This is a genomic window from Psychrobacillus sp. FSL K6-1267, assembly GCF_038003265.1.
Taxonomy (GTDB): Bacteria; Bacillota; Bacilli; order Bacillales_A; family Planococcaceae; genus Psychrobacillus; species Psychrobacillus faecigallinarum.
This window is the reverse complement of record NZ_JBBOOR010000001.1, coordinates 783,909-798,736: the sequence shown is the minus strand read 5'-3', so window position 1 is coordinate 798,736 and position 14,828 is coordinate 783,909. Positions and strand designations below refer to the sequence as shown.

10 protein-coding genes are annotated in these 14,828 nt (G+C 37.9%); all 10 read right to left on the bottom strand.

What is annotated here, in order from left to right; genetic code table 11:
• Positions 1-64: 64 nt before the first annotated feature.
• Positions 65-985 carry an ABC transporter permease gene (locus tag MHB55_RS04070; protein ID WP_340862656.1) on the bottom strand — a complete coding sequence of 307 codons (921 nt, stop codon included), beginning with the start codon at positions 983-985 and terminating at the stop codon, positions 65-67.
• A gap of 34 nt (positions 986-1,019) precedes the next feature.
• Positions 1,020-2,585 (bottom strand): ABC transporter substrate-binding protein, encoded by a 1,566-nt coding sequence (locus MHB55_RS04065; RefSeq protein WP_340862655.1) that lies wholly within the window; start codon positions 2,583-2,585, stop codon positions 1,020-1,022.
• Between the two features lie 165 nt (positions 2,586-2,750).
• Positions 2,751-4,976 (bottom strand): hypothetical protein, encoded by a 2,226-nt coding sequence (locus MHB55_RS04060; RefSeq protein ID WP_340862654.1) that lies wholly within the window; start codon positions 4,974-4,976, stop codon positions 2,751-2,753.
• A gap of 640 nt (positions 4,977-5,616) precedes the next feature.
• Positions 5,617-7,839, bottom strand: a complete 2,223-nt coding sequence (locus MHB55_RS04055) for a hypothetical protein (protein ID WP_340862653.1) — start codon at positions 7,837-7,839, stop codon at positions 5,617-5,619.
• Between the two features lie 365 nt (positions 7,840-8,204).
• A complete protein-coding gene (locus MHB55_RS04050) occupies positions 8,205-8,447 on the bottom strand; it encodes a hypothetical protein (protein WP_191696633.1) in 243 nt (80 codons plus the stop codon).
• Positions 8,448-8,994: 547 nt separating this feature from the next.
• Positions 8,995-10,119 carry an acetylornithine transaminase gene (locus MHB55_RS04045; RefSeq protein ID WP_340862652.1) on the bottom strand — a complete coding sequence of 375 codons (1,125 nt, stop codon included), beginning with the start codon at positions 10,117-10,119 and terminating at the stop codon, positions 8,995-8,997.
• The gene (gene argB / locus MHB55_RS04040) at positions 10,116-10,895 is read right to left on the bottom strand and encodes an acetylglutamate kinase (RefSeq protein ID WP_340862651.1); all 780 of its coding nucleotides are present in this window, start codon (positions 10,893-10,895) and stop codon (positions 10,116-10,118) included. Before argB ends, MHB55_RS04045 begins: the two co-directional genes overlap by 4 nt.
• Entirely contained in the window at positions 10,858-12,084 is a 1,227-nt protein-coding gene (argJ, locus tag MHB55_RS04035) for a bifunctional glutamate N-acetyltransferase/amino-acid acetyltransferase ArgJ (RefSeq protein WP_340862650.1), read from the bottom strand. Before argJ ends, argB begins: the two co-directional genes overlap by 38 nt.
• A gap of 14 nt (positions 12,085-12,098) precedes the next feature.
• Positions 12,099-13,133: an N-acetyl-gamma-glutamyl-phosphate reductase gene (argC, locus tag MHB55_RS04030; RefSeq protein WP_340862649.1), complete on the bottom strand. Its 1,035-nt coding sequence runs from the start codon at positions 13,131-13,133 to the stop codon at positions 12,099-12,101.
• 269 nt (positions 13,134-13,402) lie between these two features.
• Complete coding sequence (locus MHB55_RS04025) at positions 13,403-14,359, bottom strand: NAD-dependent epimerase/dehydratase family protein (protein WP_340862648.1); 957 nt, start codon at positions 14,357-14,359, stop codon at positions 13,403-13,405.
• Positions 14,360-14,828 lie beyond the last annotated feature (469 nt).

The window sequence follows — 14,828 nt, the reverse complement described above, 5'->3', positions numbered from 1 at the left end:
TCTGCTGTTAAAATAGTCGAATTATCTACTAATTTCAGCTTTCTCTCTCCCCTCACACGACTCTTTATTCGTATTGAATACGAGGATCTAATTTGGTATAAAGCAAATCAACTACAAAGTTAACAAGTATAATAATAGAGCCCATAAATAACAATAATCCTTGAACAGTTGGAATATCTCGGGTAGATATTGCTGAAACGATTAGACTGCCGAGGCCTGGCAGTGCATATACAGTCTCAGTAACTACTGCTCCTGCCATCAAATAACCGAACTGCATACCGATTAATGTAATAACCGGTATGACAGCATTTTGCAAACAATGTTGAAAGATTAACCGATACGCGCCTGCTCCTTTAGCTCGAGCAGTTCGTATATAATCCTGTTTTATCACGTCTAGCATACTGGAGCGTGTCATTCTCGCAATACTTCCTGCGGTACCCAAACCTAAAGTGATAGAGGGAAGTATAAGCGAATAAAACCCGCTATACCCTGAGATTGGAAAAATACTTAATTGATAAGAAAATAGTAGGATTAAAAACAAAGCAATCCAAAAACCCGGTGCAGAAATACCAATTAGAGCCAAAGTCATTGCTAGCTGATCGTAAATGGTGTTCTTTTTGACGGCAGCTAATACTCCTATGCCTATCCCTAAAAACGAACCAAATATGATACTATAAAAAGCTAATTGTGCGGTCACAGGTATTCGATTCATAATCTCTTCAACGACCGTATAACCAGTTATAAAAGAAGTTCCCAAATCTCCTTGAATAGCATTCGCCATATAGGATACATATTGAACGGTTATTGGCCTATCTAGTCCTAATCTAGATTCTAATTCTTGAATAGACTCCTCTGTCGCATAGTCACCTAGTATATGATTGACTGGATTACCTGGGATTAAATGAATAATCATAAACACTAAAATGGAGACTCCAATAATGGTAATAAGCATTGTAGTGATTCTTTTGAATAGATAGGATGACAAGTAAACGCCTCCTTTTGTGCAGATTAATTTTCTTCTATTCCTTTACTTTTACATCCTGCCATTGGATCGTGCCCTCGATTGGATGAATCTTAAAGCTTTCAAAATTACGAACTGCTGTAATATTTTCTTTCACATATAGCGGTACAAATGGTGATTCCTCCACTAGCATTTCCATCGCCTCTTCATACAGCTTTAATCTTGCATCCTGATCCATTTCAATCGCAGCCTTGTCCAAAATGCTATATATCTCTTCATTTTCATAATGAAGTCGCTTCGATTTTTCTTTCCCGAATAACAAGAAGTTCAGCACGTCCGCATCCGGCCATCCAAAGCTCCATAGCAACATTTGATGTGCTCCCTTAGGTGTTTGCTCAATAATAGTTGCGGATTCCTTCACAGAGATGTTTATTTTAATACCAATCTCCATTAGTTGATTTTGTATAACCTGAGCCGATCGTTGATTGGCTGGATCATCGTCTACCCATAAATCTACTGCAAACGGCTTGCCATCCTTCATAGCCACTCCATCATTGTTCGACTCTTTCCAGCCCGCTTCCGCTAATAGCTTCTTCGCCTGCTCTGTGTCTCTTGTATATTTCTCGTGGGCCATCGTTTCAATTTTCTCGCTATAGCCAAATGCAGCCTTCGGTAATGGTCCAAATACTGCTTTCGCTTCACCATTTAATGTATTATCTATAATAGAATCTCTATCAATTGCCATTGCAATAGCTTGTCTAACCTTTTTATCTTGGAAAATAGGGAGTTTATTGTTCCAGCCTAAATAACTTAAAACATCTCCTGGTACTCGTTCAATTGTCACTTCTGAATCCTTCTCTAAATCCTCAATATATTGGTAAGGTACATTCAATAAAACATCCACATTACCTTTCTTAAACTCTAAAATCCTAGTCTCTTCATCCGGTATAAATCTAAATTTCACGCTATCAAATCCTGGACCACCATCATTCCAATCAAAATCCTTATACGGCTCATATACCAGTGAGTCTCCGCGATTAATTTTACTTAGCTTTAACGGGCCTGAACCACTAGGATTTTTCTCAAAGCCTTCTCCCTTTTCATCTAAAACAGAAACGTCTATCGGTGCCAAAAAGGAAGTGGTCGCATTAATAAAAAATGGTGCAAACTGATTCTTCCATGTGATCTTAAAAGAATATTCGCTAAGCACATCTATGCTATCTATGTCCCCAGCATTTGTACTAAAAGGAGACGATTCCACTAATCTTTCGAAGGAAAGTTTAACTGCCTCTGCATTGACTGGCTTCCCCGAATGGAACTTCTCTCCCTCTTTAAGATTAAAGATTACCTCTTTCCCATCTCCTACAATCTCATAATCAGTGATTAGATTTGGAACAATATTCCCCTCATCATCAAGCTTCAGTAAGGTATCATACAAAGGAGTATTCGCCTCTCCTGTCGACGATGTTCGATGAATATCAACAGAATCTGGCTCCGACACCAAACCAACAACTACCTCCCCCGAACCTCCCTTGGAATCCGATTGCTTCCACCAATTACAGCCAGACAGAACAAGTGCAAGTACAATAAACAAGCTGATAAATCCCAACCGCTTTCTCCCCATTTTTCTTCCCCCCATTTTCCTATGGCAACTTGTCCATATCGGAAATTTGTATTACCAACAATATATTCATGGAGGTATATAGATATGTCTTTGTGTTAAAAAGTAATTACCACTTGGACATAAAAATCCTCCAAAGAATAATTTTCTTTGGAGGATTAAAGATAATTAATATTTAGTTATTAGTAATTTGGAAACTAAGTTTACATTATTATAGGAGTTATTTACACCTTCAACAGCTATTACTTCTAAAGTACCTGACAGCCCAGGTTCTGAACCTACCTGTAGTATCTCCCCAGCTAGCTTCTCATCCAATGTTGGACCAAATTTCACTTTGAATCCATTAGTTGTTTTAGTGAATAGATTACCCGCTTTATTATTAGTATATTGCACGGTTGTGCCATCTTCATCTTTTAATGTGATATATGCAGATTGAGTTATTATCGCATTATCTCTATAAACAAATGCATTGGAACGCGAGATTGGCGCAATAGTGAACTCTAATTCTTCATTCGTGATATCTCCATCGTCTGTTTTCCCCTCACCTACCGATTGTAGATTGAAAGGTCCTTCAATAACTCTAAATACTGTTCCACTATTAAAAGCAGGAGTTACTTTTCCAGCAGGCTGTTGAACCATATAGATGTCATTAATTGCATTTTGTTCTATTGCTGTTTTGTACTTCCAGGTTCCTGCGGCGCCCATTTTTACCTTACCAAGATATGCTCCTGTATTCTTAAAGAAGAATACTTCATAGTTAGGTTGGCCCGTTCCTGAGAATTCGAATTGATTCCCTAGCATACGGTATCCATAAGCATTTTTATAACTAAATTGAGTATCCATTAGTAATGGCACTGAGTAATGATTAACTGAGATATTGAAAGAAGATGACGAAGCTGTTTGATATGTTCCAGTAACAGTATCATCAATATTCAATGCAGCTTTAAATGTATCTAAAGAAACAGCGACCCCTTCATTCTTATAAGTATCTGAGTTTCCTTTTAAAATATATTTTAAGCCATCTGAAGTTACAAAATAATTATTATAAAAGTCAACATAATGAACATTCTTGTTAGAAATTGTGCCTGTCTTAGCAGGAGCATAAAAATTTAAAGTTGGAGAGGTCTGTGTATCTGCAACTCTATTATTTTCCAGTCTATTAAAGGTAATTACTTTATCTAATACTGGAGTACTCACATTGCTTGCAGTAAAAGTAACCGTAACTGTACCATTTTTATCAGGCACCACATTTACGTTTTTAGCTCCAGTAATATTATTTTCTATACCATTGATCGTTAATACTTTTACGCCAGTTGGAATATCAACTCTTACTGTGCTATACCCGTAACCACTGAAAGTGCCACTTAGAGCAAGCACTTCTGAAGTATCTCTATGCTGTGTTGTAGAATTACCCATTTGAATAGGAACAATAGAACCAGGTACAGTGAAACTTACCGAGCTTCCTTTATATTTTAATGAGTATTTTACACTTGGTGTTTGTGCTGAGGTAGTTAATGTCACTGTTAATCCATCATTACTTAATGTCGCATTAGTGATTGTCAAAGAGTTATCTACAGTAAATTCTGAAACTTTTACGGATGACACCGCTCTATTTAATTTTAAATTAAGTGTTGTACTATCTATTCTTGTAATAGATGTTATTTCTACAGGCAAAGAAGTAGCCACGGTTGTTAAGCTTCTTTGAAGCGTGCTCTCCCACTTAAGATTATTTGCATCTAGTATTGCTTGAGCTTCATATATTTTTCGAGATGCTTCTGCTTGTCTAGATGTTCTAATATCTTCCATCGCGCCTTTTGTTAACATATGAACAGTTACATCATTCTTCAAATCACTAATTAACTTTTCAGCAGGGCCCTTCACCACACTTCGAATCTTATCACGTGTAGATTGTCCATATACACGATCTAATAAAATTGTCTGCTTACGAAACTCAGCAGTCATTTCATGATAAGATTTTTCCACTAAATCTAGGTTATTTGCTGCAGATGCTGAAGAAAGTGCGTTTGTTTTTTCCTTGATTTTGGTGCTTGCCGTTATTGCATCTAAGTATCCTTGAGCTCTTTTTAATTGAGTTTTAGCTTCTGTCAATCTAGCATCATACTTTAATTGATCAGAAAAGCTTAGTTTTTTCAATGCAGTCTCTGCCTTAGAAATAGCATCTTTCGCTCCATTGTATTGACTCCATGGCTGAGTTACCCCATCAGCTGAACCTTCTATGGAAATTGCCCATTTCAAGACAGTACTTGAATTTTGAACGTTTGTCATTAATTGATCGATGTTGTCTGCTGCATTTGTTTGAGTAGGTGCGATTGCTACAATTGAAGATGCTGCGATGGCGGTAGCTATTATTATTCTGTTTGTTTTGTTATTCATTCCAGTTCTCTCCTTAATAACTAGATATTTTAAATTATCTAGTTATATATAATTAACAATCTACTAATTTAATTATAACTTCAAATACAGATATTTCATAATTTTTATTTAACAAATAAAATATTTTTTAATGTCGTTAAGGTAGAGAAGAAAACTATTAGGCTGGATAAATCAAACTCTGATTAGACTTGTTTCCTATTCTATTAAAGTGTGTGTATAAAAACTTAGTAAAATCAATTCTGGAAGTTCAATTACAAAGTAATACACTTTGCTTTTGAAAAATTGAATGTGTTGGGTACTACTCCTATCTTTAAGAGTAGATTAATTCTCTGTAACGTACATGCTCGAGCAATTAAATTGTTTTATTAATTAAGCATCCTTACTGTTATTTACTGTCTAATTTTTTCTATACATACCCTACTAATAATACCCAGCCTTTTATGAAATCCATATTCTTCTAACCTATGTTTTGTCTCGAAAGTACTTAGATTCTTATAAGTTTGGGTGCCTCTTCTCTAGATTAATTCTTACTTTTGTCTTCATAGCCTCGTACTTTTTTCTTTACATTCCTGGCAAACATAAAAAAGCTATTTCTAAGATAAACTTAGAAATAGCTTTTTGGAATTTATATATTTGTTAATTAGTAACCAGCAATAGTGTTAGTTACGTTAACTTTTAGACCATATTCATTAGTTACACCAGTTACAGCATTAACTGTTAATGGACCAGTTAATTTTCCATCTCCACCAGAGATAGTTGAAGGTGCACCAAATGTAATATCAAAACCAGTTGCAGTTTTAGTGATTGAAGTATTATTAACTCCATCAACATAAGTTGCTCTAGTTAAGTCACCATCAAGTACTGTGATTTGTGCTTTAGAAACTTTAACATTGTTTTGATCTACAGTTTTAGTAGCTGTGAAGTTAACTACTTTACCTGATAGAGACGTATTATCTCCAGCTGCTGCAGGTGCTGCAGTTGCATCAAATTTACCAGCAACTACTACTAATTCATCACTTAATCCTGCAAGTCCTGCTGCATAGTCAGGAGCTACTTCATTTACATTAGCAGCTTGACGAGCTTGGAATGTTACCGGAGCAGTTGGATCAACATTTAGAGCAACTGACCAAGTACCATTAGATTTTACTGTAGTTTGTGCTACAGGCTTTAATAATGATGGATTGTAAATTGATACTAATTTACCAGCTTCACCAGTACCCGTTAAAGTAACAGTATTACCTTCAACACGGAAAGCTGTAGTATTTCCTAAGTATTCTTGATCTACTGAGAAATCAACACCAGCAACTTTATCAAGAACTAATTGAAGTGTAGAACCACCAGTTTTAACATAAGAACCAGTAACTACATCACCTTTAGATAATTTAGCTTTTAAAGCGTCTAAAGTAATAACTGCGTTGTTAGTATCTTGGTATACGTTTCCAGTAGCAGATAATAGAATTTTTTCATTATCTTCAGTAACAAAGTAGTTGTTAGCAAGATCTACATATTTAACAGTTCCTGTAACACCTTGTGCTAAAGTTTTAGTCGGTGGTACTGTATAGAAGTTTAATGAACCAGAAGTTTTTGTTTCAATAACACTTCCAGCCACTCCAGTTAAAGATTCAAATTTCACTTTACCACCAGTTGCAGCAGTTGCACCAGAAGCTTTAACAGTTACTACTAATTGTCCATTTACTGGATAAAAAATTTCAGTACCAGGAGCTACAGCTGCACCATTTACAGTAGCTAACTCATAATTAGCAGCATCAGTTAATGTAACTTTAACAGGTCCGCTATGAGTTGTACCTTGTGATGTTTTGAATGAAGAAGAAATAGCCAATGATTGACCTACTTCTGCATGTAATGCAGTTTGATTAACATCAACATTTCCAATTGGAGCTGCTGGCGTATCAAAAGAAACTGTAGAATTTTTGTAAGTTACAGAATACTTTGTAGCTGCACTTAAAGCAGTAGTTGTTAAAGTTAAAGTCTTTTTGTCTGAAGACAATGCCGTTTTTGTTACTACAGCACCATTATCTAAAACTACTTCTGACTCAGAAACAGCAACAACTGGTTTAGTTAATGTTACAACTAGAGTTTTGTTATCTACATAGCTAACTGTTGAGATAGCTAATGGAAGAGCTGTAGTTACATCATCAACTGATTTTTGTAAAGCAGTTTCCCATTTAAGTACATTAGCATCAAGAATTGCTTGTGCTTCAGCAATTTTCTTAGATGCATCTGCAGTTTTACCTGCTTTAACGTCAGCTGCTGCTGCTTTTGCAAGCATGTTAACAGTTACTTCGTTTTTCACGTCAGCAACTAGTTTTTCGATAGCAGGTTTAACTTCGTTACGGATACCGTCACGAGTTGATTGTCCATAAACGCGGTCTAATAGAGCAGCTTGTTTACGGTATTCACCAGTTGCTTTGTGGTAAGCAGTTTCTACTTTTTCGATGTCATTAGATTTGATAGCAGCATCTAATGCAGCAGTGTCCGCTTTAATTTTTTCACTTGAAGTGATTGCATCAATGTAAGCTTGAGCGCGTTTTACTTGTAATTTTGGTTCTACAAGTTTAGCGTCTGCGCTTAATTTTTCAGATGCTGAAAGTTTTTTTGCAGCTGATTCTGCTGCTGCAATTGCTTTTTTAGCAGCGTTGTATTGTGTAAATGGTTGTGTCTTGTAATCAGCAGAACCTTCTACTGAGATAGCCCATTTTAATACTGTACCTGCATTTTGTGCGTCTGTTAATAATTGATTTACGTTTGTTGCTGCGTCAGCTTGTTGTGCTGGTGCTGCTGCAACGAATGCTGAAGCTGCTACTGCAGTTGAAGCTGCAATTTTGATAGCTTTTTTCTTCATAAACTTGTGATCTCCCTTCGCTTGTGTGTTGCATTTTTTTTAGTGTGTAAAAGCGGTCGCCTGATCGCGTCCATTATCATCACCCTAACAATATATGAGTATACCCAACTCTTATACTAAAATCAACCAATAAACTAGAAAGTTTACCAGTTTTTTTAAAGAATGATGTTATGAAAGCACCAGTGACTACATTACACTTTCCATAATACAGTAATATTACCAAATGTGCTAGTCTTTTTTAGAAAATTTTCTTAATACTCTTAAGTTTAATAGATTTATATGATTTTACTTTTATTAGGATAAGTCTGATTAAAAAAATTATTTTATATTTTTTAGAAAAAGGCGTGCATTTTTCCAAATATATGTTATGATGTACAGTATAGAAGGTTACTTATAGATGTGTAACGCCGTAAACTTGTTTGTACATTCATTAGTGTGCAGCCTTCTACTTCCTTCGTTTTATCGCTCAAGAAAAGAAGCATCTGAACTTCGGATGCTTCTTTTCTTATTTTATCTGGCTTATATAAATTGATTTTCAAATTAGCATCGACTCTCCACTGGGTCGATGCTTTTTCATTGTCTTTTCCTTCTATATAATAGATACACATCTTCACTCTTTCTTCTTTTCTAGCAGATCCAACCAAGAATTCTTATATTAGAATGGTATTTATATGACCCTAGCAACCTAGTCCGATTGAACTCATATATTACCTTATAAATCTAATGACGAGCTATTTACCATTGTAATATCTCTTTTTTGTATGTAAAACTCCTGTAAAAAAATTGAAACACTAGTCTATTTATAATAGGAATAACGATTTAGCTATATGGAAAGTTTCAAAGGAATTTCTCTATATTTATATAATGTTTTCCTTGGAAACTACTAATTATTACAAGTGCCAGGCACCTGTAATACAATCATCATAGCTTTTTCTTCCTTACAAATAGAAAAAACCAATAGAGTTAGTTAGTGGTTCAAGCTAATTGCGAGCTTAAATTCCAACGGAAGCAGAAAAACAGTTTCAGCTTGCTCGAATGCAGCAATTAAATCTTTGGTTAATGGACTAATATAAAAACAAAAAGAACCCTCATCTAATAGAGAGGGGTTCATGTTTTGTGAATAGCGATTCGCTGAGCGCTTTAATTCAAGTTTATTTAGTTTAAGATTGTACCCAGTATGTCTACTGCTTGATCGATTTCTTCATGAGAAACGGTTAGGGGTGGCAGTAGGCGGATGACGTTTGGTCCTGCTCCTACTAATAGAAGTCCTGCCTTTTCAGCTTCGGTTATGTATGGTGCCGCTTCGTCTTCACAGACAATTCCTAGTAATAAGCCGGCACCAACTACCTTATAGGATGGCAGTGCTTCATTTAGTTTATGCACGAAATACTCGGATTTTATATTGACCTCGTCTAGAAAGTCTGAGACAAAGACATGTTCTAATACAGCCTTGGCAACGGTCACTGCAAGTGGGTTCCCTCCAAATGTGGTACCGTGTGTTCCAGGACCGAATGTTTCTCCCAGTTCGCTTGTTCCTAGCATCGCTCCGATTGGAAAGCCACCGCCAAGTCCTTTAGCGAGTGTAATAATATCCGGCTTTAAGACGGTTTGTTCGTAGGCGTAGCGTGTGCCAGTTCGACTGATGCCGGTTTGTACCTCGTCGACAATTAGTAGGATGCCCTTGGATTCGCATATGCTAGAGATGGATCCGGCAAACTCTGGCGTTACTTTGTTGACTCCACCTTCTCCTTGGATAACCTCCAGCATGATAGCACCGACTTCGTCATCAATTGCCGCTTCTAGCTTCTCTACATCATTAAAGGGAACAGTACGGAAGGTTTCCAGCACCGGGCCAAATCCTTGACGTACCTTTTCCTGACCAGTAGCGGACATTGCTCCAAACGTTCTACCGTGGAAGGAATTTTCAAAGGTAATGATGACGTGCTTGCCTGTATGCTTACGCGCAAGCTTGATCGCTGCTTCATTTGCCTCTGCTCCACTGTTACAGAAAAAAGCATGGGCGAAATGAGTTTCTTCTATTAAAATGTTTGCAAGCTGCTCCTGCTTTGGACTTTCGAATAAATTAGATGTATGCCATAGCTTTTCGCTTTGCTCTTGGAGTGCTTTTACAATGGCAGGATGCGCGTGCCCTAGACTGAGTACGGCGATCCCGCTAGTGAAATCCAAGTAGCTTTTACCCTGTTCGTCCTTGACGATTGTGCCTTTTCCTTCTATTAAATGGACAGGCCGTCGAGCGTAGTTTGGAAATAAAGAACTCATACGTAAACCTCCTGATGTACTATGGTAGTGCCGTGCAGCTGCTCATCTACAATTTTCACAGATGGGATCCCTTCCTTAAGGCAATCCATGGCTGCATTCACTTTTGGAATCATGCCACCATATATGTCTTCGGATTCGATCCACTCCTTGATAGAGGATGTTTGGACAACCTCTTGGATTTCTCCGTTTATCTCAATACCTGGTGTGTCCGTTACTAGCAGCAGACATTCTGCTTTTATTGCCAGAGCTATTTTGCTTGCAACTGTGTCAGCGTTTATATTGAGCGGAGTGCTGTCAGGTAGGCAGCCGATACAGGAAATGACTGGTGTGATGCCGTTGACGAGTTGTATATCTAGGATGGCAGTGTTCACCTTTTTTATTTCCCCGACAAAACCGTAAACTCCCTTGTCTAAGAAGTCGCATTCCAATAAGTTACCGTCATATCCGCTCATGCCTAGTGCTGCAATTCCGTTTTGGTTTAACTGGAGCACTAGAGATGGATTGACTTTACCGACTAGCGTGCATTGTACGATATCTACCGCTTCCTCGGATGTTACGCGGAAGCCATTGATGGTAGTGGATGTTACTCCATGATCAGCTAGCGATTTATTGATAGCCGGGCCACCACCGTGGACAATAATTATTTCATGGTCCTCGGCTTGTAGCTTTTTAAAGTTTGCAAAGAATTCTTCGTTCAATCCCTCGAGCATACTGCCACCGAGCTTGATGACGATGCGATTAGGAACGATAGGTTGCATTGATTTGGACGTAGTCATAAGTCAAATCACACCCCCATGCGGTTCCTTGGCCATTCCCTTGGTTGAGTTCGATTAAAAACTTCACTTCAGCCTGCTTCAAATACAGCATCGTCTCTTCCTCGGAAAATAAGACAGGCTCTCCGTTCTCTACAACCGGCGTTGGTCCAATAGAAATTTTAATGGCGTTCGGATCTATGGTTGCTCCGCTATAGCCGACCGCACATATAACCCTCCCCCAGTTTGCATCGCTACCAAATACAGCTGTTTTCACAAGTGGCGAACCGACGACATTCTTAGCGATTTTACGTGCCTCTTCATCGCTAAGAGCCCCTTTCACCTCAACTTCAATGAGCTTTGTTGCTCCTTCACCGTCTTTTGCAATCATTTTAGCTAAATCCAATGAAACGGTATGGAGTGTTTGAACAAAGTTATCCCAGTCTGGATGTAATGGAGTCAACGGATTGTTTTCTGCTAATCCATTTGCCATCACTACTACCATGTCATTCGTGGACGTATCGCCGTCCACTGTGATTGCATTGAAGGTCACATCAGTAATGGATTTTAATGCTGACTGCAAATGGTTTGATTCGATGTTGGCATCGGTTGTTATGAAGGCAAACATTGTTGCCATGTTTGGTTCAATCATACCGGAGCCCTTGGCAGTTCCTGCGATAATGACTTCCTTGCCATCGATTACTGTTTTATAGGAAGTATCCTTTGTAACAGTGTCTGTTGTCATGATTGCTTGGGAGAAGTTGATGGCTCCTTCTAACTCGTCGGTTGGCTCAAGTTTTTTTATTCCCGATAGGACTGGCTCCATTTTCATCATTTCACCGATGACTCCAGTTGAGGCAACGCCGACTAGTCCTGGCTCGATACCAATCTTTTCTGCTGTCTTTTCCTGCATTGTGTAGGCGTCGATTAAGCCCTGTTTTCCTGTACAGGAATTCGCAATGCCAGAGCTCACGACTAGTGCCTGCATTTTCTGTGTGGTGTAGACAACTTCCTTCGTTACGACAAGTGGAGCCCCTTGAACTGCATTTGTGGAGAAAACCCCGGCAACGCTTGCGGGCACTTCACTTGTCAGTAGAGCTAAGTCTTTTTTCTTGTGCTTAACGCCGCAGTGGATGCCGGTCGCCTTGAAACCTTTTGGTGAAGCGATGTTTTTGTACGTTATGCGCTTCATCGTCATCGTTTCCGTTAACATGTGGTTTCCTCCTATTAAATGAATAATGGTACGAGCGAGAGACCCGTTGTTTGTTGAAGATTAAATTGGACATTCATGTTTTGAACGGCCTGCCCTGCTGCACCTTTGACTAGGTTGTCGATAACCGAAACAATAGTTGCTCGGTTCGTACGCGGGTCTACCTTCACATGAATATCGCAATAGTTGGAGCCGTATACCTGGTTTGTGCCGAATTTATTGGTGTCTTTTATTATTCGGACAAATGATTGGTTTGCGTATGTTTCCTGCAACGTGTTTACTAGGTCAGCTTCTGTGACCCCTTCGTTCACTGGTGCATAGCTCGTTGCAAGAATTCCTCTTGTCATCGGAACAAGGTGAGTCGTGAAGGTAATTGGCGTCGACTGGTTCGCAAACATTTGAATTGCCTGTTCGATTTCCGGTATATGCTGGTGCTCGTGCAGCTTGTATATTGCTGTATTTTCGTTTGTCTCACTGTAATGTGTCATCTGGCTCGGCTTGTTGCCTGCTCCAGAGATACCACTTTTAGCATCAATGACGAGATGTCTAGCGTCGATCAGGTTTTCTTTGATAAGCGGTAGCAAGGAAAGCAGGACGGCAGTTGGGTAACATCCCGGGTTAGCAATGAGCTGTGCTTTGGCGATAGCAGGAGTATTCCATTCCGTTAAGCCATATACACTTTTTTCAACCGCATCAGCCGGAGCTGGAGCCTTTTTGTACCACTGCTCGTATGTAGGAAGATCCTTCAGACGAAAGTCACCGGATAGGTCGATTAGTTTTGGCTTCGTTCCAATCAGTGCTGGCAATAACTCAGAGGAAACCCCTGAGGGAGTGCTCGTGAACAATACATCATACTCTGCTAATCTATCAGTCTCGATTTTTAATAATGGCTGGTCGTAAATATTCATTAAAAATGAATATTTATGCGAAAAATGCATACCCTCTTCCGATGAAGAAAATAGATCAATACCTTGCACTTCAGAGTGATTATGTAAAAGCCGCATTAACTCAAGTCCACCGTAGCCCGTAGCTCCTATAATTCCTACCTTCATATACCCACCTCTTACCATTTGTTAAAAATATTATAACTATGCATAATTATAAAGTCAACTGTATTTTTATTTATTTTTGATGTATTTTATAATAGTTGCTTTATTACAGGTGCCTGGCACCTGTAATAAAGCGAAGTAAAAAGAAAATCCGATCAAAGTAGCTGTTTGTACAGCTCCGATCAGATTTTCTTTGTTAGTTTTCGGATTTTAGTATGTTACGGGTGCCAGGCACCTGTAACATATAACATCACATCCACATTGAACTCATCTTATATTAAGACTGGGTTTAGGATTGTTCGTTCTTCTTTTTCTGTTTTTGTTTCCACTAGCCAGTTATAAGTTTGTTCTATTCCTTTTTCCATTCCAAAGGCAGGGCTCCAGTTAAGATTTTCTCTCAACTTTTGGTTGCTTAGCTTGGATTTATAAATGTCGCCTTGTTTGGCTGTTGAATAGGTAACTTGAAGATCCCCGTGTATATTTGCCATTAGTTTTATAAGATTCTTTAAATTACACTCACTTTGGGTGGAGAGATTATAAATTCCGGTTAGGTTAGAATAGGAAGCTTTATATATAGCATCTGCTACATCTGCTACATAAATAAAATCTCTAGTTTGTTCCCCATCACCAAATACTTCTAGAGGTTTTCCTTTTAAAAGCCTGTCTAAAAATATAGATACTACTCCTCCCTCTCCTTCATTACTTTGGCGTGGTCCATACACATTTGAAAATCGAAGTACGACACTATCTAAACCGTATAGCTCCTTCCATTTTTGACAATAGGATTCCCCAATCCATTTGCTTATTCCATACGGAGAGATAGGACTACATGGGATGTCTTCTGTTAGAGGAATTTTCTCGTTCATTCCATAAACTGCTGCAGAGGAGGCAAAAATAAACTTCTTGACGTTATACTTATGAGATAAAGAAAGGATATTCACTAGACCTACTGTATTAATCTCTGTATCTAGCCTTGGATTTATTATAGATTTGGCTACGCTAACTTGGGCGGCTAAATGAACGACTATATCAAAGTTATAAGCTTGGAAAACTTGTTCACAGCAAGAATCTATCACCGATACTCGGTAATGCTCATGCTTAAACGTAATATTTTCTTTTTTTCCAGAGGACAAATTATCAATAATGAACACTTCATGGCCCTCATTAAAAAATCTTTCTGCTACATGTGAGCCAATAAAACCATAGCCCCCTGTTATGAGCACTTTCATCCCAGTTCTCCTCATGTGTACCATTCCCCCCAAACATATTTTTGATGAAAGTATTTTTCTAATATTGTTGTTGTTATAATTACATACTTTTTAACAGTCGCTCCTTTCATGAAAGAAGATTTCAGATTTCTTTCTCTAATATCTTTCTTATATTTTGTTAAAACATGAATTTGTCTCTCTTTCTAACGAAAAAGTTCGAATTATATCCTCAAGCACTTAATTCAATCTAAAAAATGATGTTCATGAAAAATATCCTATATCGTTTGGACTAGAATTAATATATGTTCAAATTCAAAGTATATTACCTTTTTAGGAAAAATATTTTTACTAACCTTTAAAACAATGGTCAAATCCATAATTTTTCCAACAAAAATCTCCTTGAACATAATGTCTTATGTTCAAGGAGAATATAGTTCAAGCCTATTCTATTTTTGCCAAACCATCATGGATATATATGAAAAACATCTTA

Excerpts from the sequence above, each read along its gene's own strand:
- MHB55_RS04065 (WP_340862655.1), bottom strand. The coding sequence starts at position 2,585 with ATGGGGAGAAAGCGGTTGGGATTTATCAGCTTGTTTATTGTACTTGCA.
- MHB55_RS04060 (WP_340862654.1), bottom strand. The coding sequence starts at position 4,976 with ATGAATAACAAAACAAACAGAATAATAATAGCTACCGCCATCGCAGCA.
- MHB55_RS04055 (WP_340862653.1), bottom strand. The coding sequence starts at position 7,839 with ATGAAGAAAAAAGCTATCAAAATTGCAGCTTCAACTGCAGTAGCAGCT.
- MHB55_RS04050 (WP_191696633.1), bottom strand. The coding sequence starts at position 8,447 with ATGTGTATCTATTATATAGAAGGAAAAGACAATGAAAAAGCATCGACC.
- MHB55_RS04045 (WP_340862652.1), bottom strand. The coding sequence starts at position 10,119 with ATGAGTTCTTTATTTCCAAACTACGCTCGACGGCCTGTCCATTTAATA.
- argB (WP_340862651.1), bottom strand. The coding sequence starts at position 10,895 with ATGACTACGTCCAAATCAATGCAACCTATCGTTCCTAATCGCATCGTC.
- argJ (WP_340862650.1), bottom strand. The coding sequence starts at position 12,084 with ATGTTAACGGAAACGATGACGATGAAGCGCATAACGTACAAAAACATC.
- argC (WP_340862649.1), bottom strand. The coding sequence starts at position 13,133 with ATGAAGGTAGGAATTATAGGAGCTACGGGCTACGGTGGACTTGAGTTA.
- MHB55_RS04025 (WP_340862648.1), bottom strand. The coding sequence starts at position 14,359 with ATGAAAGTGCTCATAACAGGGGGCTATGGTTTTATTGGCTCACATGTA.